This is a genomic window from Jatrophihabitans sp., from assembly GCF_036000465.1.
In the GTDB taxonomy this organism is placed as follows: domain Bacteria; phylum Actinomycetota; class Actinomycetes; order Mycobacteriales; family Jatrophihabitantaceae; genus Jatrophihabitans.
Genome location: NZ_DASYFV010000001.1, coordinates 12254 through 38652, shown reverse-complemented (window position 1 = coordinate 38652; position 26399 = coordinate 12254). Strand labels below are relative to the sequence as shown.

The 26399-nt window shown below is 72.0% G+C and carries 26 protein-coding genes; 8 read left to right on the top strand and 18 right to left on the bottom strand.

Features of this window, described 5'->3' with window-relative positions:
* Positions 1 to 3: 3 nt before the first annotated feature.
* The 8 genes from VGN18_RS00220 to cysD form a co-directional block, all read right to left on the bottom strand.
* A complete protein-coding gene (locus tag VGN18_RS00220; RefSeq protein ID WP_327537598.1) occupies positions 4 to 1788 on the bottom strand; it encodes a long-chain fatty acid--CoA ligase in 1785 nt (594 codons plus the stop codon).
* Between the two features lie 41 nt (positions 1789 to 1829).
* Positions 1830 to 2714, bottom strand: a complete 885-nt coding sequence (locus VGN18_RS00215; protein ID WP_349259797.1) for an oxygenase MpaB family protein — start codon at positions 2712 to 2714, stop codon at positions 1830 to 1832.
* A 106-nt stretch (positions 2715 to 2820) separates the two neighbouring features.
* Positions 2821 to 3255: an STAS domain-containing protein gene (locus tag VGN18_RS00210; RefSeq protein ID WP_327537596.1), complete on the bottom strand. Its 435-nt coding sequence runs from the start codon at positions 3253 to 3255 to the stop codon at positions 2821 to 2823.
* Positions 3256 to 3400: 145 nt separating this feature from the next.
* Positions 3401 to 3577, bottom strand: coding sequence for a hypothetical protein (locus VGN18_RS00205; RefSeq protein ID WP_327537595.1), 177 nt, complete (start codon positions 3575 to 3577; stop codon positions 3401 to 3403).
* 39 nt (positions 3578 to 3616) lie between these two features.
* The gene (locus VGN18_RS00200) at positions 3617 to 3985 is read right to left on the bottom strand and encodes a hypothetical protein (protein WP_327537594.1); all 369 of its coding nucleotides are present in this window, start codon (positions 3983 to 3985) and stop codon (positions 3617 to 3619) included.
* A 60-nt stretch (positions 3986 to 4045) separates the two neighbouring features.
* Positions 4046 to 4786: a 3'(2'),5'-bisphosphate nucleotidase CysQ gene (locus VGN18_RS00195; protein ID WP_327537593.1), complete on the bottom strand. Its 741-nt coding sequence runs from the start codon at positions 4784 to 4786 to the stop codon at positions 4046 to 4048.
* Complete coding sequence (cysN, locus tag VGN18_RS00190; protein ID WP_327537592.1) at positions 4783 to 6636, bottom strand: sulfate adenylyltransferase subunit CysN; 1854 nt, start codon at positions 6634 to 6636, stop codon at positions 4783 to 4785. The genes VGN18_RS00195 and cysN overlap by 4 nt, the downstream gene beginning before the upstream one ends.
* Entirely contained in the window at positions 6636 to 7547 is a 912-nt protein-coding gene (cysD, locus tag VGN18_RS00185; protein WP_327537591.1) for a sulfate adenylyltransferase subunit CysD, read from the bottom strand. Before cysD ends, cysN begins: the two co-directional genes overlap by 1 nt.
* A 166-nt stretch (positions 7548 to 7713) precedes the next feature.
* On the opposite strand from cysD, the gene VGN18_RS00180 reads away from it, so the two are divergent.
* Positions 7714 to 8760 (top strand): cation diffusion facilitator family transporter, encoded by a 1047-nt coding sequence (locus tag VGN18_RS00180; protein ID WP_327537590.1) that lies wholly within the window; start codon positions 7714 to 7716, stop codon positions 8758 to 8760.
* Between the two features lie 14 nt (positions 8761 to 8774).
* Complete coding sequence (locus VGN18_RS00175; protein WP_414654999.1) at positions 8775 to 9623, top strand: NAD-dependent protein deacetylase; 849 nt, start codon at positions 8775 to 8777, stop codon at positions 9621 to 9623.
* On the opposite strand, the gene VGN18_RS00170 is transcribed toward VGN18_RS00175, so the two are convergent.
* A complete protein-coding gene (locus VGN18_RS00170) occupies positions 9613 to 10842 on the bottom strand; it encodes an NAD(P)/FAD-dependent oxidoreductase (RefSeq protein WP_327537588.1) in 1230 nt (409 codons plus the stop codon). The genes VGN18_RS00175 and VGN18_RS00170 overlap by 11 nt on opposite strands.
* Positions 10843 to 11082: 240 nt before the next feature.
* On the opposite strand from VGN18_RS00170, the gene VGN18_RS00165 reads away from it, so the two are divergent.
* The gene (locus VGN18_RS00165) at positions 11083 to 11571 is read left to right on the top strand and encodes a DUF3145 domain-containing protein (protein WP_414654998.1); all 489 of its coding nucleotides are present in this window, start codon (positions 11083 to 11085) and stop codon (positions 11569 to 11571) included.
* A gap of 84 nt (positions 11572 to 11655) precedes the next feature.
* Here the strand turns inward: VGN18_RS00165 and VGN18_RS00160 are convergent, their stop codons facing one another.
* From VGN18_RS00160 to VGN18_RS00135, 6 genes are all read right to left on the bottom strand, one after another.
* The gene (locus tag VGN18_RS00160) at positions 11656 to 13065 is read right to left on the bottom strand and encodes an acyl-CoA carboxylase subunit beta (RefSeq protein ID WP_327537586.1); all 1410 of its coding nucleotides are present in this window, start codon (positions 13063 to 13065) and stop codon (positions 11656 to 11658) included.
* Positions 13066 to 13157: 92 nt separating this feature from the next.
* Positions 13158 to 14399 (bottom strand): beta-ketoacyl-[acyl-carrier-protein] synthase family protein, encoded by a 1242-nt coding sequence (locus VGN18_RS00155; protein WP_327537585.1) that lies wholly within the window; start codon positions 14397 to 14399, stop codon positions 13158 to 13160.
* A gap of 4 nt (positions 14400 to 14403) precedes the next feature.
* On the bottom strand, positions 14404 to 14652 hold the full coding sequence (locus tag VGN18_RS00150; protein ID WP_327537584.1) for an acyl carrier protein: 249 nt from the start codon (positions 14650 to 14652) through the stop codon (positions 14404 to 14406).
* A 59-nt stretch (positions 14653 to 14711) separates the two neighbouring features.
* The gene (locus tag VGN18_RS00145; protein ID WP_327537583.1) at positions 14712 to 15677 is read right to left on the bottom strand and encodes a beta-ketoacyl-ACP synthase III; all 966 of its coding nucleotides are present in this window, start codon (positions 15675 to 15677) and stop codon (positions 14712 to 14714) included.
* 4 nt (positions 15678 to 15681) lie between these two features.
* Positions 15682 to 16851, bottom strand: coding sequence for an acyltransferase domain-containing protein (locus tag VGN18_RS00140; protein WP_327537582.1), 1170 nt, complete (start codon positions 16849 to 16851; stop codon positions 15682 to 15684).
* Between the two features lie 130 nt (positions 16852 to 16981).
* Positions 16982 to 18151, bottom strand: a complete 1170-nt coding sequence (locus VGN18_RS00135; RefSeq protein ID WP_327537581.1) for a helix-turn-helix domain-containing protein — start codon at positions 18149 to 18151, stop codon at positions 16982 to 16984.
* A 141-nt stretch (positions 18152 to 18292) separates the two neighbouring features.
* Between VGN18_RS00135 and VGN18_RS00130 the strand changes: the two genes are divergently transcribed.
* From VGN18_RS00130 to VGN18_RS00120, 3 genes are read left to right on the top strand one after another with little or no spacing between them, the layout of a single operon-like run.
* The gene (locus tag VGN18_RS00130) at positions 18293 to 19357 is read left to right on the top strand and encodes a PHP domain-containing protein (protein WP_327537580.1); all 1065 of its coding nucleotides are present in this window, start codon (positions 18293 to 18295) and stop codon (positions 19355 to 19357) included.
* Positions 19354 to 19968, top strand: coding sequence for a pirin family protein (locus VGN18_RS00125; protein ID WP_327537579.1), 615 nt, complete (start codon positions 19354 to 19356; stop codon positions 19966 to 19968). The genes VGN18_RS00130 and VGN18_RS00125 overlap by 4 nt, the downstream gene beginning before the upstream one ends.
* Positions 19965 to 20924 carry an aldo/keto reductase gene (locus tag VGN18_RS00120; RefSeq protein ID WP_327537578.1) on the top strand — a complete coding sequence of 320 codons (960 nt, stop codon included), beginning with the start codon at positions 19965 to 19967 and terminating at the stop codon, positions 20922 to 20924. Before VGN18_RS00125 ends, VGN18_RS00120 begins: the two co-directional genes overlap by 4 nt.
* A 97-nt stretch (positions 20925 to 21021) precedes the next feature.
* Here VGN18_RS00120 and aceE read toward each other — a convergent pair whose 3' ends face one another.
* Entirely contained in the window at positions 21022 to 23778 is a 2757-nt protein-coding gene (gene aceE, locus VGN18_RS00115; RefSeq protein ID WP_327537577.1) for a pyruvate dehydrogenase (acetyl-transferring), homodimeric type, read from the bottom strand.
* 152 nt (positions 23779 to 23930) lie between these two features.
* Here aceE and VGN18_RS00110 point away from each other — a divergent pair, with 152 nt between their 5' ends.
* The gene (locus VGN18_RS00110; RefSeq protein ID WP_327537576.1) at positions 23931 to 24365 is read left to right on the top strand and encodes a DUF3052 domain-containing protein; all 435 of its coding nucleotides are present in this window, start codon (positions 23931 to 23933) and stop codon (positions 24363 to 24365) included.
* Entirely contained in the window at positions 24314 to 24826 is a 513-nt protein-coding gene (locus VGN18_RS00105; protein WP_414654997.1) for a peroxiredoxin, read from the top strand. Before VGN18_RS00110 ends, VGN18_RS00105 begins: the two co-directional genes overlap by 52 nt.
* On the opposite strand, the gene VGN18_RS00100 is transcribed toward VGN18_RS00105, so the two are convergent.
* On the bottom strand, positions 24813 to 25472 hold the full coding sequence (locus VGN18_RS00100; RefSeq protein ID WP_327537574.1) for a class I SAM-dependent methyltransferase: 660 nt from the start codon (positions 25470 to 25472) through the stop codon (positions 24813 to 24815). The genes VGN18_RS00105 and VGN18_RS00100 overlap by 14 nt on opposite strands.
* A gap of 10 nt (positions 25473 to 25482) precedes the next feature.
* Positions 25483 to 26355 carry an SURF1 family protein gene (locus VGN18_RS00095; RefSeq protein WP_327537573.1) on the bottom strand — a complete coding sequence of 291 codons (873 nt, stop codon included), beginning with the start codon at positions 26353 to 26355 and terminating at the stop codon, positions 25483 to 25485.
* Between the last annotated feature and the right edge of the window lie 44 nt (positions 26356 to 26399).

Genomic DNA, 26399 nt, shown 5'->3' with positions numbered 1-26399 from the left:
CGATCAACGCGTGTAGAGGGCCTCGATCTGCTCGGCGTACTTCGACGCGATCGGCTTGCGCTTCAGCTTCATCGTCGGCGTGACCTCGTCGCCGCCGGGCTCCCAGACGTCGGGCAGCACGACGAACTTCTTGATCTGCTCGACCCGGGCCAGCTTGGTGTTGGCCTCCTTGATGCCGGCGTCGATCGCGTCGTGCACCGCGGGGTCGTCGGCGAGCGCGGCGGGGGAGGCGTCGGTCAGCCCGTGTGCCGAGGCGAAGGCCGCCGCGGCGTCCGGGTCGAGCGTGATCAGCGCGACGACGAAAGGCCGGTCGTCGCCGATCGCGACGGCCGAACCGATGAGCGGGCAGCTGACCTTGATCGTCCCCTCGATGTTCGACGGCGACATGTTCTTGCCCGACGCGTTGATCATCAACTCCTTCTTGCGGTCGACGATGCGGACGTAGCCGTCGCCGTCGATGGAGGCGATGTCGCCGGTGTGCAGCCAGCCGTCGGCGTCGATCGCCTCGGCCGTCTTCTCCGGGTCGTTGCGGTAGCCCTTCATCACGAGCGGGCCGCGCACCAGCAGCTCGCCGTCGTCGGCGATGCGCAGCTCGGCCGGCGCGATCGCCTTGCCGACCGTACCGATGCGGATGCCGTCGGGCGGATTCACCGTGGCGGCGCACGAGATCTCGCTCATGCCCCAGATCTCGCAGCACGGCAGGCCGAGCGCGAGCACGAACTCGAGCGCCTGCGGGTCGATGGCGGCCGCGCCGGTCGCCGCGAACTTGACCCGGTCGAGCCCGAGTTTCGCCCGCACCGCGCTGAAGACGACCTTCTCGGCGATCGCGTGCTGCGCCTTGAGCGTCACGGGCACGGGCTTGCGGTCGGACATCAGGCGGGCCCGGCGCTTGCCGACGTCGAACGCCCACGTCGCGAGCCGCTTCTTCACCGGCGACTTCTCGGCCGCCAGCTGGGCCTCGATGCCGGCCTTCAGCTTGTACCAGACCTGCGGCACGGCACCGAAGAACGTCGGCCGCACGCTCGGCAGCACCGAGATCATCTGCTTCATGTCGGCCAGCGTGACGATGTGCATGCCGGTCGCGAGGCTCGTGTAGTGCGCGCCCCAGCGGTTCGCGATGTGCGCGTCGGGCAGGTAGGAGATCACCGAGTCCTCGACGGTCACCGGCGCCACCGCGGACATGCCCTCGATCTCGGCGTTCATGCCGGCGTGCGTCAGCTCCACGCCCTTGGACGGCCCCGTCGTGCCCGACGTGTAGATGATCGTGAGGACGTCGGTGGGCTCGACCGCGCGCCAGGAGGCCTCGAAGTCGAAGCCCTCGGCCGACCGGGATTCGAGGTCCTCGAGCGAGATCGTGCCCGGCGGCCGGCCGTCGACGCAGACAATGTGCTCGACCTTCGTCTCGGTCGCGTCGGCCGCCTTGCGGATCTGGTCGAGGAACTGCTCCTCGCAGACCACGACGCGGTTACCGGCGTTGCCGAACAGGTGCGCGATCTGTTCCGGCGCCAGGGTGTTGTAGATCGAGAACGGCGTGGCCCCGGTGTGCAGCGCCGCGGTGTCGACGAGGTGGAACTCGGGCCGGTTGGTCAGCATGATGCCGACCGTCTCGCCGCGGGTCACCCCGAGCGCAGCGAGGCCGGTCGCGATGCGCTGCACGCGCTGCCCGTACTGGCGCCAGGTGAGCCGCACCGAACCGTCCGGCGTGCTCAGGGCGAGGTTGTGGGGGTGCTTCGCGACGGTGTCCTGGAAGGTCGCGGTGAACGTCGGAAGGGGCGTGATTCCGGGCATGGCTGGATCCTGCTCTCGTTCGGGCGGCGCGGGAAGAAGCTTCAGGCGGTCGGGCAGTAGTGCGTCGGCCGATCCCGCTCGTGCATCGGCGGCAGGTTGCGCGCCGGCGTCTCGACCAGCGGCGCGTCCGCCGGGCGCTGCCCCCGCGAGCGTTGCCAGGCCGACCGGGCCCGCGGGTGGAAGCGCCGGTCGTGCGGAACCAGCCGCCAGGCGGTGCCGATCGCCCGGCCGACGAGCCGGAAGGCGCGCTCGTCGCGGGCGCTCCAGCGGTAGCCGAGCCGCTCGCGCACGGCGGGGGAGTAGAGCCCGACGGTCAGCCAGACGAAGCCGCGGCTGATCGGGATGCGTAACAGCGACCAGACCGGTTCGGGCAGCCACTGCGCCGTCGGCGGTTTGGCGATGCGGGCGATGTCGAGAACGTCACGGGTCGCCTTGTTGTCCTCGAGCACCTCGGCGCTCGTCGTCTCGAAGTAGGTTCGGAACGAGTCCCAGTCGGGCGGCACGGGCCGCATGGAGAGGCCGTACAGGCGCCACCACTGCACGCCCTCGGCGTAGAGCTGCTCCTTCTGCGCGGGCGTCATCGGCCGGCCGAAGTGCTCGCAGATCAGCACCGGGATCATCACGAACGTCGCGTGGGCCCAGAAGTAGGTGTCGGGGTTGAGCGCGCTGTACGGGCGCCCGTGCTTGTCGATGCCCTTGATGGTCAGGTGGTAGTCGCGCACCGTCCGGGCCGTCTCGGCTGCGCGGTCGCCGTCGTAGACGCAGCCGCCGATCGGGTAGAGCGAGCGGTACAGCCGCTGCCAGCGCTCGTCGAAGAAGCGCGAGTGCTCCTCGACGCCGGCGCCCAGCTGCGGGTGCATGTTCTGCATCGACCCGGCCCACAGCGAGAGCAGCACGCCCCGCCAGTCGCCGAAGTAGGTCCACATGAGCGAGTCCGGGCCGAGCGGCTCGACCTCGACGTCATTACTCACCGGTAACGCGGGCACGCCCTGACCCTAGGGCGGCGACCGGCGGGCGTCGATTCGGAAGCGTTCACTCGACGCTGTCGAGTTCGGCGGCGAGGAGGTCGGCGTGCTCGCCCGGTGCGAAGGTGTCGTCGTCGGCGCGCGCGCCGCCGACGAAGAGCACCTCGTCCAGGCCGGTGAGACGCAGGACGCGGTGGACCCGGGCCCGGACGCCGGTGATGACGAGTGTGCCGCGGACGGCCAGGAGATCCCGGTGCGCGCGGGCGATGCCGCTGAGCGCGGTGGCGTCGATGAAGGTCACCTCGGACAGGTCGAGGCGGAGGTAGCGGCGCCCGGCGGCAAGGTGGCCCTGCAGCACGGCCCAGAGGGGCGCGGCGGTGGCGAGGTCGAGTTCGCCGACGACCTTGAGGTTGGCGCGGCTGGCGTCGAAGCGCACGGTGTCGACGGACATGCTGGCGCCGGGCCGGTCGGGATCGTTGCGTCGTTCGGAGGTTGCGGTCACGTGCCCCGCTTTCCGGCGGTCTCATACGCCGCCTGGACCCGCCGGCCATCGACGCCGAGCGGCGCGGAGTCGTGCGAGTTGATCTAGCTTACCCGCGCGTATGAAAGATTGCTGTGAATGACGGCGCCCGGTTGATTCCGGTCGGTCACCGATCGCGCTCGTCGGGGTCGTCCCCGCCGTCGGCGAGGTCGTGGCGCTGCTCGGCGACGTCGGCCGCGTCGGCCTCGAGCGGCGCGTCGCGCGATTCCGCGTCGGCCTCGTCGACCTCGACCTCGGCCAGGTCGGCGGCCCGCAGTTGCGTGGTGCTCTCCGGATCGGTCATCGCGAACTCCTCTCGGCTCCGCCCTACCGTAGCGGCGGCTCAGCGGCGCAGGTCGTGGTCGTAACCGTTGGCCCGCAGCGACGCGTCGCGGCCGAGCAACATGCCCATGGTGCCGCCGCCCAGCGTGGATCCGTCGTCGTGCATCCGGAGTCCGGTGCCGCCGTAGATCGCCCCGAAGGCGAGCAGGACGTTGACCAGGATCAGCGGGACGAGCAGCCACCTCTGCGGGCCGAACTGGTGGGCGAACGCCGCGTCGAACAGCCACCAGTCGGCGAGGACGCCGACGGCGACGAGGATTCCGCGCACGGGCGCGGGCCGACCCACGTGACGGCGGCGTGCTGTGGCGCCGGCCGCCAGCAGAAGGACGGCGCCGGTTCCGGCGAGCAGGACCGCGAACTCCGATGTCATGATCATCGACCTCCGCCGCCGAGCCTGGCACCAGCGGGCGAAACGGTCAATCAGGACACCTCAGAGCGCAGCGGCGATCTCGCGGAGGAGAGGTTCGGCCAGCTCGGAACGACAGATCAGCAGGTCGGGCAGGTACGGGTGCGGGAGGTTGTACTCGAGCGGGCGGCCGTCGATGCGGGAGGCGTGCAGGCCGGCGGCGAGGACGACGCCGACCGGGGCGGCGGAATCCCACTCCCACTGGCCGCCGGAGTGCAGGTACGCCTCGGCGTCGCCGCGCAGGACGGCCATCGCCTTGGCGCCGGCCGAGCCCATCGGCACGAGCTCGGCCCCGAGCGCCGCCGCGACCGACGAGGCCCAGGCCGGCGGGCGGCTGTCGCTGACGAGGAAGCGGGGCCGTTCGGGCGCGCCGTCGGCCGCCGCCGCGTCATCGGTGGCGTGCACCGCCGAGAGCGCCGGCTGGGACACCGCGGCGTCGGTGATGCCGCGACCCCGCTGCCACAGCGCGACGTGCACCGCCCAGTCGGGACGTCCGGGCAGGCCGTACTCGCGCGTCCCGTCGAGCGGGTCGATGATCCAGACCCGATCGGCGTCGAGCCGGGCGGGGGAGTCGACCGACTCCTCCGACAGCACGGCGTCATCCGGACGCTCGGCGGCGAGCGCGTCGAGGATGAGCCCGTTCGAGTCGGCGTCGCCACGCTTGCCGAGCTCCTTGCCGGTCAAGCCGCTCTCACGCTGCAGGCGGAGCAGCAGCCGCCCCGCCTCCTCGGCCAGCCGGGCGGCCAGCCGCGCATCGCTGCTCACTCGGCAATCCGCTCGACCAACTCGAGAACCAGCGCGGCCTGGGCGGCCTCGTCGCCGTCCTCGGGGCGCAGCCGCAGGTGGGGCGACTCGGGGGCCTCGTAGGGGTCGTCGATGCCGGTGAAGTTCTTGATCTCACCGGCCCGGGCCTTGGCGTACATGCCCTTCGGGTCGCGGGCCTCGCAGATCTCGAGCGGCGTGTCGACGAAGATCTCGACGAACGGCAGCCCGGCCTCGGCGTGCGCGGCGCGGGCCCGGTCGCGGTCGACCGCGTAGGGACTCACCAGCGACACGATCGACACGACGCCGGCGTCGGCCAGCAGCTTGGCCACCTCGCCGACCCGCCGGACGTTCTCGGCGCGGTCGTCGACGGAGAACCCGAGGTCGGCGTTGAGGCCGTGCCGCAGGTTGTCGCCGTCGAGCAGGTAGGCCGGCCGCGACGACGCGACGAGGCGACGCTCGAGCTCGGCCGCGACGCTCGACTTGCCCGAGCCCGACAGTCCGGTGAGCCACACGGTCATGCCGCGCGTGGCCCGCTCGGCGCGCTGCACCGACCCGCCGTGCCAGACGACGTTCGCGTTCTGCGCGCTCGGGCCGGTGATCATGCCGGCGGCCACCGTGTTGTTGGTGGCCTCGTCGATGAGGATGAAGCTGCCCGTGTCGCGGCTGCGCCGGTAGGCGTCGAACAGCAGCGGCTGCTGGGTGCGCAGCCGGACGCGGCCGATCTCGTTGAGCGTGAGCCCGGACGCGGACTCGTCGCGGTGCAGCGTGTTAACGTCCAGGCGGTAGTCGAGCGAGCGCACGACGGCGCGGGTCGACCGGGTCGTGTGCTGCAGCGTGTAGCGCCCGCCCGGCGTCAGCGACGACTCGGCGGTCAGCCAGCAGACCATCGCGTCGAGGTCCTGCCCGACGTGCGGGCGGTTGTGCGGGCGGCAGATCAGGTCGCCCCGGGCGATGTCGATGTCGTCGCGGAGTTCGAGGGTGACGGCCTGGCCGGCGAACGCCTCGCGGAGCTCCTTGCCGCCCGGCCCCCAGACGGCCTTGACCGCGGTCTGGAAACCGGAGGGCAGCACCGTCACCTCGTCGCCGGTACGCACCACACCGCCGGCCACCGTGCCGCCGTAGCCGCGGAAGTCGTGCAGCGCGGCATCGGACGACTGGTGCGGCCGGATCACGTACTGCACCGGGAACCGGGTGTCGATGAGGTTGCGGTCGGACGCGATGTGCACGTCCTCGAGGTGGTGCAGCAGCGAGGTGCCCTCGTACCAGGGCATCGACTGGCTGCGCTGCACGACGTTGTCGCCGGAGAGGGCCGACACGGGGATGAACGACAGGTCGGAGACCTCGAGCTTCATGGCGAAGCGGCGGAACTCGTCGCGGATCTCCTCGAAGCGCTCCTGGGAGAAGTCGACGAGATCCATCTTGTTGATGCAGACGACGAGGTGCGGGATGCCGAGCAGGCTGGCCAGGAAGGCGTGCCGGCGCGACTGCTCGAGCACGCCGTTGCGGGCGTCGATGAGGATCAGTGCCAGGTCGGCCGTCGATGCGCCGGTGACCATGTTGCGCGTGTACTGGATGTGCCCGGGGGTGTCGGCGATGATGAACTTGCGCTTGGGCGTCGCGAAGTAGCGGTAGGCGACGTCGATGGTGATGCCCTGCTCGCGCTCGGCCCGCAGGCCGTCGGTCAGCAACGCGAGGTCGGGGGTGTCCTGCCCGCGGGACAGGCTGGTCTTCTCGACCGCCGACAGCTGGTCCTCGAAGATGGCCTTCGAGTCGAAGAGCAGGCGTCCGATGAGCGTCGACTTCCCGTCGTCGACGCTGCCGGCGGTGGCCAGTCTCAGGAGCTGGGACATCAGAAGTACCCCTCCTTCTTGCGGTCTTCCATGCCGGCCTCGGAGATGCGGTCGTCGGCGCGGGTGGCGCCGCGCTCGGTGATGCGGGCGGCCGCGACCTCGGCGACGACGTCCTCGGCGGTGGCCGCGTTCGACTGGACGCAGCCGGTGCAGGTGGCGTCGCCGATCGTGCGGAAGCGCACCGTCGCCTCGAACGGCGTCTCGGCGTCGGTCGGCTCGATGAAGCGGTTGACGGCGAGCAGCATGCCGTCACGCTCGACGACCTCGCGTCTGTGCGCGTAGTAGAGGTCGGGCAGCTCGATGCGCTCGGCCAGGATGTAGGACCAGATGTCGAGCTCGGTCCAGTTCGACAGCGGGAAGACCCGCATGTTCTCGCCCTTGCGGTGCCGGCCGTTGTACAGGCTCCACAGCTCCGGGCGCTGGTTGCGGGGGTCCCACTGGCCGAACTCGTCGCGGAAGCTGAACACGCGCTCCTTGGCCCGGGCCTTCTCCTCGTCACGCCGCGCCCCGCCGAAAACGGCGCCGAACCGGTTCTCGGTGATGCCGCGCAGCAGCGACACCGTCTGCAGCTGGTTGCGCGGCGCGTTCGGGTGGTCCTCGTGCGAGCGTCCGGCGTCGATGTCGTCCTGGACGCTGGAGACGATGAGCCGCAGGCCGTAGCGCTCGACCGTGCGGTCGCGGAACGCGATGACCTCGTCGAAGTTCTGCCCGGTGTCGACGTGCATCACCGGGAAGGGGACGGGTGCGGGCCAGAACGCCTTCACCGCCAGGTGCAGCATCACCACCGAGTCCTTGCCGCCGGAGAACAGCAGCGCGGGCTTCTCGATGGTGGCCGCGACCTCGCGGAAGATGTGGACGGCCTCGGACTCGAGCATGTCGAGATGCGACATCTCGTAAGCGACGCTCGCCATGGTGACCCTTCTGGTTCGGGACGGACCCTGCCGTAGCCCCCAAGCCGCGGGCCCGCCGCGTTATTTCGGATTCGGCCGGGGGCGGGATGGGTCACACGTGCGGGATCAGGGTATTCACCCGTCGCGGGCGGGGTAGCAGTGGCCGGTCGCTGGGAACGTTGCCTGGGTGACTTCTCAGCATCCGATCCGGCCGGGCGACGGCGATCCCGTCGTCCGTGGCGCCGGCACGGGCCGGAACCAGGAGGAGAGCGAGAGCGCCCTCACCGTGCTGCTCGCGCTCGCGGCCAACGTCGGCGTCGGCCTGCTGAAGCTCGTCGCCGGGCTCATCACCGGTTCGGCGGCGCTGCTGTCCGAGGCGGCGCACTCCGCCGGAGACAGCACGACCGAGGTGCTGCTGCTGGTCGCCCAGAGGCGCTCGGCCCGCCCGGCCGACCGCTCGCACCCCTTCGGCTACGGCAAGGAGCGCTACTTCTGGTCGCTGATCGCGGCCGTCGCCATCTTCGTCTCGGGCGCCATCTTCAGCTTCTACCAGGGGTACGAGACGATCGTCGGGCCGGCCGAGGACGCCGACATGCTCTGGATCAACTACCCGGTGCTGGGCCTGGCCGCAGTGCTCGAGGGCATCTCGCTGCGGCAGGCGGCCAGGCAGATGCGGGCCGAGACCAGGCGGATGCGCCTGTCGCTGGGCGACTACGTGCGCACGCCGCGCGACCCCACGGTCAACAGCGTGCTGCTCGAGGACAGCGCCGCCATCGTCGGCCTGGCCGTCGCCGCGGCCGGCGTCGGGTTGCACCAGGCCACCGGCAACCAGTTCTGGGACGGCCTGGCCTCCATCGTCATCGGGGCCCTGCTGCTCGTGGTCTGTGTCGTACTGGTGCGCGCCTGCAAGACGCTGCTGGTCGGCCAGCAGGCCGATCCACGCCTGATCAGGGCGATCGAGGAGTGGCTGGAGGAGCAGCCCGAGGTCGACGACGTCGTCGACCTGCTCACCATGCTGACCGGCACCGACAGCATCCTGCTCTGCTGCCGCGTCGACTTCGTCGACACGACCTCGGGGGCCGAGCTCGAAGAGGCCTGCGTGCGGCTCGATCACGAACTGCGGGAGAAATGGCAGGTGCTGGACGAGATCTTCATCCAGCCCGCGTCGGCCCACGACGACACGATGCGCCGGCGGGTCGAGGACCGCTACGGCCGGGCCCTCGCCGACGGCTGAACGCCGCCGGTCGAATCAGGCACCATGGAACGGTGACGACCACCGCCGCCGACGAGTTGGCGCCGCTGCGCACCCTCGTGGCCGCCGGCGGAGCGGTGGTGCTGTCGGGGGCCGGGCTGTCGACGGAGTCGGGCATCCCCGACTACCGCGGTCCGACCGGCGCCACCCGGCGGGTCGGGCCGATGACCTACCAGACCTTCGTCGGGTCGGAGTCCGCGCGGCGCCGCTACTGGGCCCGCAGCTACCTCGGCTGGCGCCAGATCGCCTCGGCCCGGCCGAACGACGGCCACCGGGCCGTCGCGGCGCTGCAACACCAGGGCGCGCTGCGCGGCATCATCACCCAGAACGTCGACGGGCTGCACCAGGCCGCCGGGGCGCGGGACGTCATCGAGTTGCACGGCGGGCTCGACCTCGTCGTCTGCCTGTCCTGTGGCATCCGGGTCACCCGGGCCGAGCTGGACGAGCGGCTGCGGGCGGCCAATCCCGACTTCGGGGCGGCGATCACCCGGATCAACCCCGACGGCGACGTCGAACTCTCCGACGACCAGCTGGACGGCTTCGTCCCGGTCGGCTGCGCCTACTGCGCGTCCGACCTGCTCAAGCCCGATGTCGTGTTCTTCGGCGAGAACGTGCCGCGACCGCGGGTCGACGCCTGCTACGCGCTCGTCGAGGGCGCCCGCTCGCTGCTGGTCCTCGGCTCGTCCCTCACCGTCATGTCGGGCCTGCGTTTCGTCCGCCGCGCGGCCGCCCTGGGCATCTCGGTCGCGATCGTCAACCAGGGCGACACGCGCGGCGACCCGCTGGCCGACGTGAAGGTCGACGCGCCGCTCGGCGCGGTGCTGACCGCCCTGGTCAGCGACTGACCGCGGTCAGCGCGACGTCCGGGTCGGCCAGCTTGTCCGGGTCGACGGGCGTGCCGTCGGCGATGAGCGGCTTGATGTCGTCGAGGACGTCCCACACGTTGACGTTCATCGCGGCCAGGACGCGGTCCTCGGCGTCGAGCCAGAACGCCACGAACTCGCGCGGGCCGAGGTCGCCCCGCACGATCACCTTGGCGTAGGAACCGGGGGAGGCGTGGCCGACGTACTCCATGCCGAGGTCGAACTGGTCGCTGAAGAAGTAGGGCAGGTTGTCGTACGGTGCGTCGCCGCCCAGGATCGCGGCCGCCGCGGTGGCCGGCTGGTTGAGCGCGGTGGCCCAGTGCTCGACCCGCAACCGGCCGAGCTTCGGGTGGTCGTGGTTGGCGATGTCGCCGACGGCGAAGATCTCGGGATCGCTCGTGCGCAACGAGGCGTCGACCAGCACGCCGTTGTCGACGTCGAGCCCGGCCGAGCCGGCCAGCTCGACGCGGGGCCGCACGCCGACGCCGGACACGACCGCGTCGGCCGCGATCTCGGTGCCGTCCGCGAGGCGGACCCCGACCGCGCGCTCGCCGTCGACGACGACCTCGGCGATGGAGGCGCCGAGCTGCAGGTCGACGCCGTGGTCGCGGTGCAGCTGCGCGAAGACGGTGGCCATCTCGCGCCCGAGCACGCCGAGCAGGGGGAGTTCGGCCGACTCGAGCACGGTGACGTCGGTGCCGGCGCCGCGGGCCGCCGCGGCGACCTCGAGGCCGATCCAGCCGGCGCCGATCACGATCAGCCGACGGCCCTCGCCGAAGCACGCCTTGATGGCGTCGGAGTCCTCGCGCGTGCGCAGGGTCAGCGCGTGCTCGGCGCCGGAGATCGGCAGCACCCGGGGCTCGCTGCCGGTGGCCAGCACGAGCGCGCCGTAGTGGAGGCGCTCGCCGTCGGCCAGCTCGACGGCGTGGGCGGTCGTGCGCACCGCGACCGCCTCGGCGCCCAGGCGCAGGTCGATGTCGTGGTCGGCGTACCAGTCGGCCGGGTGCACGAGCGCGGCGTCGAAGTCGGACTTGCCCGCCAGGTAGTCCTTCGACAGCGGCGGCCGCTCGTACGGGGCGTGCCGCTCGGCGCCGACGATCGTGATCGGACCCCGATAGCCCTGCGCGCGCAGCGCCTCGGCGGTCTTCGCCCCGGCGAGACCGCCACCCACGATCACCACGCTCGACGGTTGGTCTGTCATCGCTGCCTCCTGCTCGTCGTTGACCCTCTCAGCTTTGCCCTACGGATGGCGCCGCCGCCAGGTTCGGTCGGCTCGGCCGTCCCGCTGGCGTAACACGTGTCCCATGCGCCACAATGGGCGGCATACACCACCTGAGCCGGACGGAATCGCTGGGGAAGGCGTCGCCGTCGACAAGGGAGGTGTGCGATGACCAACGTCCGCACTGATGATCCGCGCGGGCTCAAGAGCCGTGCCGTCCCGATGACGCGCGGCGTCATCTACATGCACTGCTGCCCGTCGGCCATAGCGCCGCACGTGGAGTGGGCGCTGGCCGGCGTGCTCGAGCGGCCGGCCCGGCTGCAGTGGGCCGGGCAGCCGGTCACGCCGTCGCACCTGCGCGCGGAGGCCACCTGGACCGGTCCGGTCGGCACCGCCGCCAAGCTCTGCGCCGCCCTGCGCTCCTGGCCGATGCTGGTCTTCGAGGTCACGGAGGACGGCACCTCGATCAGCGACGGCGAGCGCCTCGCCTACGTTCCCGGCCGCGGCTTCCACCGCAGCACCGTCTCGATCAACGGCGACGTGCTCGTCGGCGAGGAGCGCCTCCGCGGCCTCGCCAGCCGCGCGCGCACCTCCGACGAGTTCCGCCATGGCCTCGCCGAACTCCTCGGCTCCGCCTGGGACGCCGAGCTCGAGCCCTACCGCCAGGGCGGCGACGGCGCCCCGGTGACGCTGCTGAACAACGTCGTCTGAACCACCGATCCTCATGCCCGGACGGAGTCCGGGCCACGTCACAGCAGGAAGATCGCAAGCGGCACCGCCGGACGGGCGGATCGGCTACAGCGGGATGTTGCCGTGGGCCCCTCGGCCGGTGGGGGCGGCGGCGAGCGCCTCGGCGATCGCCGCTCGCGTCGTCGAGGGGTCGATGACCTCGTCGACGACGCCGAGCTCCAGGGCGCGACCGATACCGCCGGCGATGCGCGCGTGCTCCTCGGCCAGCTGCGCGTGCAGGGCCTCGCGCTCCCCGGGGGGCGCGGCGGCGAGCTTCTTGCGGTGCAGGATGCCGACGGCGGCAGCGGCGCCCATGACGGCCACCTCGGCGCCGGGCCAGGCGAAGACGCGGGTGGCGCCGAGCGCCCGGGAGTTCATCGCGATGTAGGCGCCGCCGTAGGTCTTGCGGGTCACGAGGGTGACCCGCGGGACCACGGACTCGCCGAACGCGTGCAGCAACTTGGCGCCGCGGCGCACGATCCCGTCCCACTCCTGACCGACACCGGGCAGGTAGCCGGGCACGTCGACGAGGACGACCAGCGGCACGCCGAACGCGTCGCACATGCGCACGAAGCGGGCCGCCTTCTCGGCCGACGGCGAGTCGAGGCAGCCGCCGAGCCGCAGCGGGTTGTTCGCGATCACGCCGACGGTGCGCCCGGTGAGTCGGCCGAGGCCGGTGACGACGTTCGGGGCCCACCTGGCGTGCAGTTCGATGAATCCGCCCTCGTCGAGCAGGCTCGCGACGATCGGGTGGACGTCGTAGGCCCGCTTGGGGTTGTCGGGCAGCAGGGCGCTGACGTCGTGCGCCGGGCCCAGCTGGGCGAGGTCGAAGGTGCCGGGACGCGCCAGCAGCGAGGTGACCGACTGGGCCGCGGCCAGGGCCGAGTCCTCGTCGTCGGTGACCACGTGCACGACGCCGCTGCGCCGGCCGTGGGTGTCGGGGCCGCCCAGCGATTCCATGTCGACGTTCTCGCCGGTGACCGAACGGACGACGTCGGGGCCGGTGACGAACACGCGCCCGCCGGTCGCCATGATCACGATGTCGGTGAGAGCCGGGCCGTACGCGGCGCCGCCGGCAGCCGGGCCGAGCACGACCGAGATCTGCGGGACGCGTCCGGACGCGCGGATCATCGCCTGGAACACCAGGCCGACGGCGTGCAGCGCGAGCACGCCCTCGGCCAGCCGGGCCCCGCCGGAGTGCCACAGCCCGATGACCGGCACCCGCTCGCGCACCGCGGTGTCGATGGTGTCGACGATGTGCCGGCAGCCGGCCTCGCCCATCGCCCCGCCCATGACGGTGGCGTCGGTGCAGTAGGCCGCCGCCGGCATCCCGTTGATGCGGCCGCGGGCCGCGACGACGCCGCTGTCGTCACGCTCGTGCAGCAGCGTGACCGAGCCGAGGTCGAAGAGCTTCTCCAGCCGCACGACGGGGTCGCGCGGGTCGATGCTCGCCGGCGTCTCGGCCAGGGCGGTCATGATCCAGCTCGGCGAGCGAGTGACAGAGGGGCACGGCCTTCGGCGCCCGGAGCGAAGCGTAGGGCGGTCACAGGTTCCTCCTAGAAGGCGGCTCAGGCCTTGCGGAACAGCAGCGCGACGTTGTGCCCACCGAACCCGAACGAGTCGTTCAGCGCCGCCGGCACCGTCATCTCCCGGGCCTTGTCCGGGACGTCGACGCGCAGGTCGTCGTCGGGGTCGTCGAGGTTGATCGTCGGCGGCACGATGTCGTGCTTCACCGAGAGAACGGTGGCCACGGCCTCGATCGCGCCGGCCGCACCGAGCAGGTGGCCGGTCATCGACTTCGTCGCCGACACGACCGTCTGCTCGCCGAGCAGCTCGCCGATCCACTTCGCCTCGGCGCCGTCGCCCGTGGGCGTCGACGTGGCGTGGGCATTCACGTGCACGACGTCCGACGCCGCGAGGCCGGACCGCTCGAGCGCCGACAGCGCTGCGCGGCGCTGGCCGTTGCCCTCGGGGTCGGGCTTGACGATGTCGTAGGAGTCCGACGTGATGCCGGCGCCGGCGAGCACGGCGTAGGGGGTGCGACCGCGGGCCTGCGCGGACGACGCCCGCTCCAGGACCAGCGCACCGGCACCCTCACCGAGCACGAAACCGTCACGACCCTTGTCGAACGGGCGCGAGGCGCGCTCGGGCTCGTCGTTGCGGGTCGACATCGCGCGCATCTGCGCGAAGCCGGCGATGTTCAGCGGGTGGATGCAGGCCTCGGTGCCGCCGACCAGGACGACGTCGGCGCGCCCGAGCTGGATGAGGTCGAGCCCGTGGGCCACCGCTTCGGCGCCCGACGCGCAGGCGCTGACCGTGGTGTGCACGCCCGCCCGCGCGCCGATCTCGAGCCCGACGTAGGCCGCCGGGCCGTTCGGCATGTTCATGGGGATGAGCAACGGCGACACCTTGCCCGGGCCGCCCGCCTTCATCAGGTCGTACTGGGTCAGCAGGCTGGTGACCCCGCCGATCCCGGTGCCGATGACCACCGCGACGCGGACGGGGTCGAGCCCGTTCTCGTCGGAGCGGCCGGTGAACCCGGCATCGGCCCACGCCTCGCGGGACGCGACGATCGCGGCCTGCTCGGCGCGGTCGAGGCGGCGGGCCTGGACGCGGGACAGGATCTCGGTCGGGTCGACCGCCATCCGCGCGGCGATGCGCACGGACAGCGGCTCGGCCCAGTCGTCGGTGATCGCGGCGACGCCGGAACGGCCTTCGAGAAGGCCATCCCAGAACGTCGCCACGTCACCACCGAGAGGCGTTGTCGCACCGAGTCCGGTGACGACGACGTCTTCACTGCGGAGAGCCATGAGCTCAGGACTTGTCGTTCGCAGCGATGTAGTTGACGGCGTCGCCGACGGTCTTGAGCTTGGGCAGCTCGTCATCGGGGATCTTGACGCCGAACTTCTCCTCGGCGGCCATCGCGACCTCGACCATCGACAGCGAGTCGACGTCGAGGTCGTCGACGAAGCTCTTCTCGTCGCTGACGTCCTCGGCGCTCACGTCGGCGACCTCGTTGAGGATGGAGGCGAGTCCTTCACGGATCTCGTCGGCACTGGCCACGGGATCTTCCTTTCGGTTCGGTGATGCGGGATGGATACCGTCCGGTACGGACGGCGTTCTCACGGGGCGAGCACGACCTGGGCCGCGTAGGCGAGGCCGGAGCCGAAGCCGAGCAGCAGGACGGGCGCACCCGACGGGATCTCGCCGGCCTCGACCATGCGCGAGAGCGCGAGTGGGATTGTCGCGGCCGACGTGTTGCCCGAGGTCACGATGTCACGGGCGATGATCGCGTTGGGGAGGTTGATGCGTCGCGCCAGCGCGTCGATGATGCGCAGGTTGGCCTGGTGCGGCACGAAGGCGACGATGTCGGAGGGCTCGAGCCCGGCCCGCTTGCACGCCTCGATGCCGATCGGCGCCATCTCGCCGGTGGCCCAGCGGTAGACCGCCTGGCCCTCCTGACGGAACAGCCGGCTCTCGGCGTCGATGGCCACGGTGTCGAACTGCGCGCCGTCGCTGCCCCACACCACCGGTCCGAGACCGGCAGTGTCGGACGGCCCGACGACGGCCGCGCCGGCGCCGTCGCCCAGGATGATGCAGGTGCTGCGGTCGGTCATGTCGAGCCAGCCGGAGAACCGCTCGGCCGCTACGACCAGGACGTTGCGGGCCTGGCCGGTGAGCACGGCGGCCGACGCCGCGTTGAGCGCGTAGACGAACCCGGAGCAGCCGGAGTTGACGTCGTAGGCGCCCGGCGCGTGGATGCCGAGGCGGCTGGCCAGCTCGGGTGCGGCGGCCGGGATCTGGGTGACCATCGTGCACGTGGCGACGAGCACGAGGTCGATGTCGTCGGTCGAGACGCCGCTCGCGGCGAGCGCCTTGCTGGCGGCCTGCTCGGCCATGTCGACGACCGACTCGTCGGGGTCGGCCCAGCGCCGCTCGGCGATGCCGACACGGGACTTGATCCACTCGTCGTCGGTGTCGACGCCACGGGCGATGAGGTCGTGGTTGGTGACGACGTTGCCCGGGCGGTAGTGGCCCAGCCCGAGGATGCGGGTTCCGGGCGGCCCGGGGAGCGCGGCGAGAGTCACGAAGTCACTCCGATCCGTTGGTGAGCCGGGCGACCGGGAGGCCGGCCGCGACGATGTCGCCGTCGTGGTGCAGCCACTCGGCGAGCACCCCGGCGGTGGGCGCGACGACCTCGTGCTCGTCGCGGTTGGTGCGGACGGTGCCGATGCGCGCGCCCTGGGCGATCTCGCGGCCCGCGTCGACCGATTCGTCGCGGGTGAAGACGCCCTTGGCCGGGGTGACGACGACGCGCACCTCGGGAGTGTGCTCGCCCTGCCCGTGCTGCGGGTTCGCGGCGACCAGCGCGCGGGCGGCGTCGAGGTCGTCCGGCGTTTTGACGGCGACGAGGTCCACGCCCTTGAGCTCGCGCTTGGCGATGCCGGTGAGGACGCCGCCCGGGGCGAGCTCGATGGCGGCGGTGACGCCGAGGTCGGCGCACGTGCGCAGGCAGAGATCCCAGCGCACCGGGAGGGTGACCTGGCGGACGAGCCGGGCGATCAGGTCGGCGCCGGTGTCGACGCCCGCGCCGTCGGCGTTGGACAGCAGGATCGGTCGCGGATCGGCGACCGTCAGGCCGGCGGTGTAGGCGCCCAGGGCCTGCTCGGCCGAGGCCATGTAGTGCGTGTGGAAGGCGCCGGCGACGGCGAGGGGGCGGACGCGCGCCCCGGCGGGCGGTTCGGCGGCGAACTTCTCGAGCGCGTCGAGCGCGCCCGCGGCGACGATCTGGCCGGCGCCGTTGCGGTTGGCCGGGGTGAGCCCGGCGGCCTCGATGGCCGCGACGACCGCGTCGGGGTCGCCGCCGAGGACCGCCGACATGCCGGTCGGGGTGGCGGCGCAGGCGGCGGCCATCTCGGCCCCGCGGCGTCCGGCGAAGGCGACGGCATCGACGGGGGACAGCGCTCCGGCGACGCCGGCGGCGGTCAGCTCGCCGACGCTGTGCCCGGCCACGACCCGCTCGCCGGCGGCCTCGAGGCCGAGCTGCGAGGCGGCGATGACGCCCAGCGCGACGAGCAGCGGTTGGGTGACCGCGGTGTCCTTGATGTCGTCGGCACTCGCCGTCGTGCCCAGGGCCAGCAGGTCGAGTCCGGTGGCCTCGGAGAACTCGGCGAGCTGCGCGTCGACGCCGGGCAGCTCGAGCCACGGGGAGAACATGCCGGGGGACTGCGCGCCCTGTCCGGGGGCGAAGACGGCTATCACGCTGTCCAGCTTCCTGCCTCGGCGCTCGATCGCGCGACCGTGACACCCACAGGGTTGTCGGGTGCGTCTTGTAGGAAACCACCAATTGCAACGGGAACATTACGCCGCCGACGCGGCGTGCCGTTGTCGGTTAACCCACTGTTTCCAGTCGGCCGAGCACGAGCGCCACGCGCAGGGTGAGCGCGCCGCGGGCGTCGGTCGGGGTCTCGCCGCAGATGTCGGCCACGCGCCGCAGCCGGTAGCGCACCGTGTTGGCGTGGACGAACAGCTCCCGTGCGGTGGCCTCGAGCGCCCCGCCGGCGTCGAGGAAGGCGGTGACCGTCTCGATCAGCGATCCGCCGGCCTCGATCAGCGGGCGGTAGATGTCGTCGACCAGCTGGGCCCTCGCCTCGGGGTCGCCGGCGAGAGCCCGCTCGGGCAGCAGTGCGTCGGCCTGGATCGGGCGCGGCGCGGCCGGCCAGGCCGGGGCGGCCCGCAGCCCGCTGAGCGCGGCCCGGGTCACCGCCCCCGCCTCGGCGAGGTCGGCGGCGATCGGCCCGACGACGACCGGACCGTCGCCGAACGCGGGGAGCAGTTGGGTCGCGGCCTCCTCGGCGTCGGTGATCCCGCCGATCACGACGACGAGACGGTCGGCGTGCACCCCGGCCATCGCGTCCTTGCCGATCCGGCGGGCGAGGGTGTGCACGGCGGCGAGCGCGGCCTCGGCCGGATCGTCCGGGGCGCTGCCGACGACGGCGACGATCGGCCCGGCGTCGTGCCACCCGAGGGCGGCGAGCTGGCTCGGCAGCGGGTCGCCGACCGCCGCCCCGCTGACCAGGCTGTTGATCACCAGCGCCTCGAGGCGTTCGTCCCAGGAACCGCGGTTCTCGGCCGCCGTGGCGTACACGCGGGCGGCGGCGAAGGCGATCTCGCGGCTGAAGCGCAGCAGCTCCTCGCGCACGATGTCGACGTCGCCCGGCCCGGCGAGCAGCGGCAGGTGGTCCTCGGCGACCTCGATGCTCTGGCGGACCAGCTCGACGGTCTGCTGCAGGTTCACCGAGCGGGCCATCGCCTGCGGGGCGGTGGCGAACACCTCGCCGGTCAGCCGCAGCACGTCGTCGGGGGAGCGCAGCCACTCGACGTAGGACTGCAGGCCGGCCTGCACGACGAGCGTCACCCAGGAGCGCTGGTCCGAGGGCAGCTCGCGGAACCAGGCGAGCGACTCGTCCATGCGGGCGACGCTCTGCGTCGCGAGCCGACCGGTGGCCTGCTCGATGCGCCGCACGGTCTCCGGGTCGATGCCCGGGCGCGCGAGGGGCACGACGACGGACGGCTCCGCCCGCGATGTGGTCGGCTCCTCCCGCGATGTGGTCGGCTCCTCCCGCGATTTGGTCGGCTCCTCCCGCGATTTGGTCGACACAGGATGCAGCCTGCCACGGGGCCTCCTGGATACGGTGAGATCGTGTCTTCCGATGCCGCGCCGCGGGACCCGTCCGCCGACCTGCGCACCATCGCGTTCCTGCTCGAGCGCGCCCGCGAACCCACGTTCCGGGTCAAGGCGTTCCGCACCGCCGCGGGCGTCGTCGACGACCTGCCGGCCGACGAGGTCTCCTCGCGGGCCGCGGCCGGCACGCTCGGCGAGCTGACGGGGATCGGGAAGGTGACCGAGCGCTGCATCGTCGAGTCGCTCGGCGGCGAGGTGCCGGTCTACCTGCGCCGGCTGCAGGCGACCGAGGACGTCCCGCTCGACGAGGCGACCGCGGCCCTGCGCGCGGCGCTGCGGGGCGACTGCCACAGCCACTCCGACTGGTCCGACGGGGGCTCGCCGATCCGCGAGATGGCCGAGACCGCTCGCGCGATCGGGCACGAGTACCTCGTCCTCACCGATCATTCGCCGCGACTGAAGGTGGCCAACGGGCTGTCGGCCGAGCGGCTCGAGCAGCAGCTCGACATCGTGGCCGGGCTGAACGACGAGTTCGCGAACGACGGCGGCCCGCCGTTCCGGCTGCTCACCGGCATCGAGGTCGACATCCTCGACGACGGGACGCTCGACCAGAAGCCGTCGCTGCTGGCCCGGCTCGATCTCGTCGTCGCGAGCGTGCACTCGAAGCTGCGGATGCCGGCCGCGGAGATGACGCCGCGGATGGTGGCGGCGGTGGCCAACCCGCACACCGACGTCCTCGGGCACTGCACCGGCCGGCTCGTGACGGGCGGGCGGGGCACGCGTCCGGAGTCGGAGTTCGACGCCGAGCTCGTGTTCGCCGCGGCCGCGCAGTTCGGGGTGGCGGTCGAGATCAACTCTCGGCCCGAGCGGCTGGATCCGCCCAAGCGGCTGCTGCGGCTGGCGGTCGAGGCCGGCTGCCTGACCTCGATCGACACCGACGCGCACGCGCCGGGCCAGCTCGACTGGCAGTCCAACGGGTGCGAGCGGGCGGCCCGGTGCGGCGTGGAGGTCGGGTCGATCGTGAACACGTGGACGGCCGAGCAGCTGCTGGCCTGGACGTCGGACCACTCCGTGCGCCCGTGATCCAGGTCCGCCGGGCGGCCGACCGGTTCCGCACGCTGCAGTCGGGCATAACGACGTGGCACTCGTTCTCCTCCGGCGCGCACTACGACCCCGACAACCTCTCCTTCGGGCCGGTCGTGGCGTGCGACGAGCACCTGGTCGATCCCTGCGCCGGCTTCGCGCGGCACCCGCACGCGCGGGTCGAGCTGATCAGCTGGGTGGTCGAGGGCGCGCTGCACCACGACGACGGCGCCGGGCGCGTACAGGTCGTGGTGCCGGGGCGGGCGCAGTATCAGCTGGCCGGGCTCGGCATCGAGCACGCCGAGCGCAACGCGTCCGAGTCCGAGCCGCTGCACTTCGTCCAGCTGTGGTTGATGTGCGACGAGGACGTCCCCGACTACGACGTGGCCGCCCCGCCGCTGCGCCTCGCCGCCGGGGCGTTCCGGGTCGTGCGGGCGGCACGCGACGAGCGGGTGGTGGCGGCGCCGTTCGTCCACCTGTACGTGGCGGCCGGGCGCTACGCCGTCGGCGGGCACGACCTCGGGCCGGGCGACTCCCTGCGCGCGGCCGGCGAGGCGCTCGACGTCGACGGCGACGGGCAGCTGTTGATCGTGGCTACTGTCGAAGGATGAGCATTCCGACAACGCAACTCGGTGGGCTGACCGTCTCGGCGCAGGGCCTCGGGTGCATGGGCATGAGCCAGAGCTACGGCCGGGGCGACTGGGACGAGTCGATCGGCGTCGTCCACCGCGCGCTCGACCTCGGCGTGACGCTGCTCGACACCGCGAACGTCTACGGTGCCGGACACAACGAGGTGCTGGTCGGCCGCGCGATCACCGACCGGCGCGACGAGGTGCAGCTCGCGACCAAGTGCGGCATCGACTCGACCGAGGGCTGGGACCACCGGCGCCTGCGCGGCACGCGGGGGTACGTGCTGCAGGCCTGTGACGACTCGCTGCGGCGTCTCGGCGTCGACCACATCGATCTGTACTACCTGCACCGCCCGCCGCAGGACGCCGAGATCGAGGAGACCGTCGGCGCGATGGCCGAACTCGTGGCGGCCGGCAAGGTGCGCCACCTCGGGCTGTCCGAGGTCGACGACGCGCAGCTGCGGCGCGCGTACGCGGTGCACCCGATCGCGGCGGTGCAGAGCGAGTACTCGCTGTGGACGCGTGACCCCGAGACGACAGTGCTGCCGGCGTTGCGCGAGCTCGGCGTCGGGCTCGTGCCGTTCTCGCCGCTCGGCCGCGGCTTCCTGACCGGCACGCTCGACACCTCCAGGTTCGGCGCCGACGACTTCCGCGCCCGCAACCCGCGTTTCGTCGGTGAGGCGGCGGACGCGAACCGGTCGATCGCCGCTGCGGTGGCGACCGTCGCCGAACGGAAGGGCTGCGCCCCGGCCCAGGTGGCGCTCGCGTGGGTGCACGGCCGCGCGGCCGCGCTCGGCGTCCCGGTCGTCCCGATCCCGGGCACGAAGCGGATCACGTGGCTCGAGCAGAACGTCGGAGCCCTCGACGTCCAGTTGGACGAGTCGGACGTGACGGAGCTGGACGCCCTGGCCGACCGGGTCGTCGGCGCCCGCTACTGACCCGCGCCCGTTTCCGCTCTTGTCCGCCCGTGTGGCTGTGATCTCGCGCTGATTCGCAGCCACACGGGCGGACAAGGCGCAGGACGAGCCGACCGACCTAGGCGTCGCCGCCGATCGTGCCGGTGCCCGCGGCGGTCACCGAACCGAGCTGGTACTTGTCGAACGCCTCGCGCGGGGCTTCCGGCTTGACGGCGCCGGCCCGGGCGAGCCGCTCCAGGGCCGCGACGACGATCGACTCGGCGTCGACGTGGAAGTACCGCCGGGCCGCACCGCGGGTGTCGGCGAAGCCGAAGCCGTCGGTGCCGAGCGAGACGTAGTCGTTCGGCACCCAGCGGGCGATCTGGTCGGGCACGGCGCGCATGAAGTCCGAGACGGCGACGACCGGGCCGGACGTCTCGGCCAGGGCCGAGGTCACGAACGGCACCGGCGACTCCTCGCCCGGGTTCATCAGCGCGTGGCCCTCGCACTCGACGGCATCGCGGCGCAACTCGTTCCACGACGTCACCGACCAGACGTCGGCGTCGACGCCCCAGTCGTCGGCCAGCAGCTGCTGGGCCCGCATCGCCCACGGCACCGCGACACCCGACGCGAGCAGCTGCGTGCGCGGCCGCCCGTTCGGGGCCTCGGCGGCCGGCGCGAACAGGTACAGCCCCTTGAGCAGGGCCTCGACGTCGAGGTTGTCCGGCTCCTTGGGCTGCACGAGCGGCTCGTTGTAGATCGTCAGGTAGTAGAAGATGTCGTGCTCGCTCACCTCGGCCGAGCCGAACGCGCCGACGCCGTACATCCGGGCCAGGCCGGCCCGCACGATGTGCGCCACCTCGAACGCCCAGGCCGGGTCGTAGGAGACGCACGCCGGGTTGGCCGAGGCCAGCAGCAGCGAGTGGCCGTCGGCGTGCTGCAGCCCCTCACCGGTGAGCGTGGTGCGCCCGGCCGTCGCCCCGAGCACGAAGCCGCGGCCGAGCTGGTCGGCCAGCTGCCAGAACTGGTCGCCGGTGCGCTGGAAGCCGAACATCGAGTAGAAGATGTAGAACGGGATCATCGGCGTGGAGTGGGTGGCGTAGGACGTGCTCGCCGCGATCAGCGAGGCCATCGAGCCCGCCTCGGAGATGCCCTCGTGCAGGATCTGCCCGGTGGTCGACTCCTTGTAGGACAGCAGCAGCTCGCGGTCGACGGCCTCGTACTCCTGCCCGTGCGGTGAGTAGATCTTGGCCGTCGGGAAGATCGCGTCGAGGCCGAACGTGCGGGCCTCGTCCGGGATGATCGGCACGAACCGCTTGCCGATCTCCTTGTCCTTCATGAGGTCCTTGAACAGCCGGACGGTGGCCATCGTGGTGGCCACCTGCTGCTTGCCCGACCCGCCGCGGAACTCGGCGAACGCGGCGTCGCCCGGCTGGGCCAGCGGCTTGGCCCGCACGACCCGCTTCGGGATCGCGCCGCCGAGCGCCGCGCGCCGCTCCTTCATGTACTGGATCTCGTCGGACTTCTCGCCCGGGTGGTAGTAGGGCGGCAGGTCGGCCTCGAGCTCTTTGTCCGAGATCGGCAGGTAGAGCCGGTCGCGGAACGCCTTGAGGTCGGCGCCGGTGAGCTTCTTCATCTGGTGCGTGGCGTTGCGGCCCTCGAACGACTCGAGCGTCCAGCCCTTGACGGTGTGGGCCAGGATCACGGTCGGCTGGCCGGTGTGCGCCCGCGCCGCCTCGAACGCGGCGTAGACCTTGCGGTAGTCGTGCCCGCCGCGCGACAGCTTGCGCAGGTCGTCGTCGGAGAGGTCCTCGACCATCTTGCGCAGCCGCGGGTCACCGCCGAAGAAGCTGTTGCGGATGTACTCGCCGCTCTCGGTCGTGTACGTCTGGAACTGGCCGTCCGGCGTCGAGTTCATCTGGTTGACGAGGACGCCGTCGGCATCGCGCGCGAGCAGGGGGTCCCAGTCGCGTCCCCAGACGACCTTGAGGACGTTCCAGCCGGCGCCGCGGAAGTACGCCTCGAGCTCCTGGATGATCTTGCCGTTGCCGCGCACTGGACCGTCGAGGCGCTGCAGGTTGCAGTTGATGACGAACGTGAGGTTGTCGAGCTCCTCGCGCGAGGCCACGCCGATGGCGCCGAGGGACTCGACCTCGTCCATCTCACCGTCGCCGAGGAACGCCCACACGTGCGAGTTGGAGGTGTCGGCCAGCCCGCGCGCGTGCAGGTACCGGTTGAACCGGGCCTGGTAGATCGCGCTGATCGGGCCGAGCCCCATCGAGACGGTCGGGAACTCCCAGAACTGCGGCATCAGCCGCGGGTGCGGGTAGGACGACAGCCCGTTCGGCGCCTTGGAGACCTCCTGGCGGAAGCCGTCGAGCTGGGTCTCGGTGAGCCGACCCTCGAGGAACGCGCGGGCGTAGATGCCGGGCGCCGCATGGCCCTGGAAGTAGACCTGGTCGCCGGTGCCGCTGGCGAGATCCTTGCCGCGGAAGAAGTGGTTGAAGCCGACCTCGTACAGCGAGGCGGCCGACGCGTAGGTGGCGATGTGCCCCCCGACGCCGACGGTCTTGTTCGCCCGCGAGACCATGATCGCCGCGTTCCACCGGATGTAGGCCCGGATGCGGCGTTCGATGTCCTCATCGCCGGGGAACCACGGCTCGCGCTCGGGCGGGATCGAGTTGATGTAGTCGGTACTGCGCAGGCCGGGGACGCCGACCTGACGCTCCCGGGCCCGCTCCAGGAGCTTGAGCATCAGGAAGCGGGCGCGCTGGCGCCCGTCGGAGTCGATCGCGGCGTCGAGCGATTCGAGCCATTCCCGGGTCTCGTCGCGGTCTATGTCGGGCAGTTGGTTGGGTAGCCCATCGGTGATGATGCTGAAACGGTCCCGGGTCACGGTTCCTCCTTGCCGGTGTGCCGAGGTGGGCACAGGTGCTTTGCCTCCACCACCAGTCAACACCCTCGCGAGCCGCTAGGGTCGGCAGTGGACTTACTCGCAGGTATCGAAGAAGTTGACGAAGACAGAGCAGACCCTAGGAGGATGTCGTTGTGAGCCCGACCCCCCCGTCCGGCAACGGACCGGGAACAGCCGCGCGCTTGGGACTCAAGCCCGGCCTGATCATCATGGAATCCGGCTACGACGACGATGCGGACGACGTCCTGCGCGAGGACATCGTCGCGATCACCGGTGAGGACATGGAGCCGGAGGACACCGACGAGGTCGTCGACGTCGTCCTGCTCTGGTACCGCGACGGCGACGGCGATCTGGTCGACGTGCTCGTCGACTCCATCGCCCCCCTCGCCGACGACGGCTACATCTGGCTGCTGACCCCCAAACGCGGTCGCGACGACTACGTCGAACCGTCCGACATCGCCGAGGCGGCGTCGATCGCCGGCCTCTCCCAGACATCCATCGCCACGATCGGCGACGGATGGTCCGCGGCCCGCCTCGTCGGCCGCAAGACTCCCGGAGGAAAGAAGTGACCGACGTCGTCCCCGTGGGTGCGCAAGCGCCCGACTTCACGCTGAAGGACCAGAACAACGAAGAGGTGACCCTCTCCTCGTTCCGCGGCGAGAAGGCCGTGCTGATCATCTTCTACCCGCTCGCGTTCACCGGCATCTGCACCGGCGAGCTGACCCGGGTGCGCGACGAGATCGACACGTTCCAGAACGACGACGTCCAGGTCGTGACGGTCAGCGTCGACTCCGCGTACTCGCACAAGATCTTCAGCGAGCGCGAGGGTTTCGAGTTCCCGCTGCTGTCGGACTTCTGGCCGCACGGCGCGGTCGCCCAGGCCTACGGCGTGTTCAACGAGCAGGCCGGCATCGCCAACCGCGGCACGTTCCTGGTCGACAAGGCCGGCGTCGTGCGCTTCGCCGAGATGAACGGCCCGGGCGAGGGACGCGACGCGTCGGCCTGGCAGGCCGCCATCAAGGCGCTGTAGCTCTTCGGTCGGGGCGCCGCGCCCGCAGCAGGCAGTCGATCGCCGGGCGCTCGGCGCCCTCGACCGGGCGCAGCACCTCGTCGGCCTTCTCGACGACCAGGTCGGTGCCGGCCAGGTCGTCGACGAGGTCGCGCGCGGTGTAGAGCACCGTCGGGTCCTGCGGCCCGCCGGTGCCGTCGGTCAGGTTGCGCGAATCGTGGGCGACGACCAGCAGAGTGCCCCCGGGCGCGAGGGCGGCGGCGGCGTGCGTCACGGCGCTCGCGCGCTCGGCCGCCGGCACCTGCAGGTAGCAGAGCAGGGCGAGATCGACCGGCTCGGGGGAGTCGTAGGCAGTGGCGTCGGCCCGCGTCCAGACGACGTTGCTCTCGCCGCCCCGGCGTCCCTTCTCCAGCGCCACCCCGGAGAAGTCGACGGCGGTCACCCGCCAGCCGAGCGAGTCGAGCCAGAGCGCGTTGCGCCCCTCGCCGCAGGCCAGGTCGAGCGCGCGGCCCGGCGCCAGGTCACGGACCTCGGCCTCGACGAACCGGTTCGGCGCGGCGCCCCACACGCTGTCGCGCTCGGCGTAGCGCTCGTCCCAGTAGGCGGCGTCGAAGGCGCGGCTGTTGCGGTCGGCCCCGGATCGGTCGTGCCCGTCGGCTGGAGTCACGCCGCTGAACCTAGTGGACGGAGCGGCCGTAGCGGTCGGCGATCTTGCGGGCGCGCAGCTCGCCCTCGGTCGGCTCGCTGATCGTCTCGACGGCCGGCGGGGCGGCGTCGAAGTCGACCTCGGCGTCGCGGCGGGCGTTGCGGCGATCGGCCCGGGCCATCGCGAACGGCGCGGCCAGGGCGAGGATCGCGAACAGGTACCACTGGATGACGTAGGCGAAGTGCTGCGGCTCGAGCGCCCCGCCCGCCGGGTTCGACAGGTCGGGTTTCGGGATCGCGGTGAGTCCGGCCGTCCCCGGCTGGCCGGCATCGAGCTCGGCGTAGCCGTCGTAGACCGGGGTGCCGAGCCGCCGCGCCTGCTGGCGTGGGTTGATCGACTCGACCTGGTGCCGGGTCAGCTGCGCCGCCGCGTCGTTGCGCGACTCGGGTGATTGCGTGCGGGCGACGACGGTGACGCGCCCCGTCGGCGGCGACGCCGGCACCGGGACGGCACCCGAGTTCGACTGGGCGAGGAAGCCGCGTACGACCAGCAGGGTCGCGCCGCCCGTCCGGAACGGGGTGAGGATCAGGAAGCCGACCGTGTCTCCGTCGACCGTCCGGCCCCGCACGAGGCTCTGGCCGGACGCGTCGTAGGTGCCCGTCGCCCGCACGGTCCGGAACTCGACGTCGTCCTCCGACGGGGCCCGGCCGGAGCCGACGAGCGGGAGGACGGCGGCGACGCCGACGGTCGGGCGGTGCGCGTTGACCCGCAGGTGGTCGTTCGCGTGGTGCTTGTCCTCGTAGCGCGCGATCTGCCAGGTGCCGGCGAGCACGCACGCGATCGCGACGACCACCATGAGGGCGCCGAGAGTGGCGTAGCGCGGTTCGCGCAGCGTCCGGAACACGGCTTCACGGTACGGCGTGACGCTGAGTGAAGGATCGTGGAGGC

What these genes read in the sequence shown, in the direction of transcription:
- VGN18_RS00220 (WP_327537598.1), bottom strand. Translation starts at nt 1,788, where the DNA reads ATGCCCGGAATCACGCCCCTTCCGACGTTCACCGCGACCTTCCAGGAC.
- VGN18_RS00170 (WP_327537588.1), bottom strand. Translation starts at nt 10,842, where the DNA reads ATGACAGACCAACCGTCGAGCGTGGTGATCGTGGGTGGCGGTCTCGCC.
- VGN18_RS00205 (WP_327537595.1), bottom strand. Translation starts at nt 3,577, where the DNA reads ATGACCGATCCGGAGAGCACCACGCAACTGCGGGCCGCCGACCTGGCC.
- cysN (WP_327537592.1), bottom strand. Translation starts at nt 6,636, where the DNA reads ATGTCCCAGCTCCTGAGACTGGCCACCGCCGGCAGCGTCGACGACGGG.
- VGN18_RS00215 (WP_349259797.1), bottom strand. Translation starts at nt 2,714, where the DNA reads ATGTGGACCTACTTCGGCGACTGGCGGGGCGTGCTGCTCTCGCTGTGG.
- VGN18_RS00105 (WP_414654997.1), top strand. Translation starts at nt 24,314, where the DNA reads ATGGTCCGCGGCCCGCCTCGTCGGCCGCAAGACTCCCGGAGGAAAGAA.
- VGN18_RS00165 (WP_414654998.1), top strand. Translation starts at nt 11,083, where the DNA reads ATGACGCGCGGCGTCATCTACATGCACTGCTGCCCGTCGGCCATAGCG.
- VGN18_RS00200 (WP_327537594.1), bottom strand. Translation starts at nt 3,985, where the DNA reads ATGACATCGGAGTTCGCGGTCCTGCTCGCCGGAACCGGCGCCGTCCTT.
- VGN18_RS00155 (WP_327537585.1), bottom strand. Translation starts at nt 14,399, where the DNA reads ATGGCTCTCCGCAGTGAAGACGTCGTCGTCACCGGACTCGGTGCGACA.
- VGN18_RS00160 (WP_327537586.1), bottom strand. Translation starts at nt 13,065, where the DNA reads ATGACCGCCCTGGCCGAGACGCCGGCGAGCATCGACCCGCGCGACCCC.
- VGN18_RS00120 (WP_327537578.1), top strand. Translation starts at nt 19,965, where the DNA reads ATGAGCATTCCGACAACGCAACTCGGTGGGCTGACCGTCTCGGCGCAG.
- cysD (WP_327537591.1), bottom strand. Translation starts at nt 7,547, where the DNA reads ATGGCGAGCGTCGCTTACGAGATGTCGCATCTCGACATGCTCGAGTCC.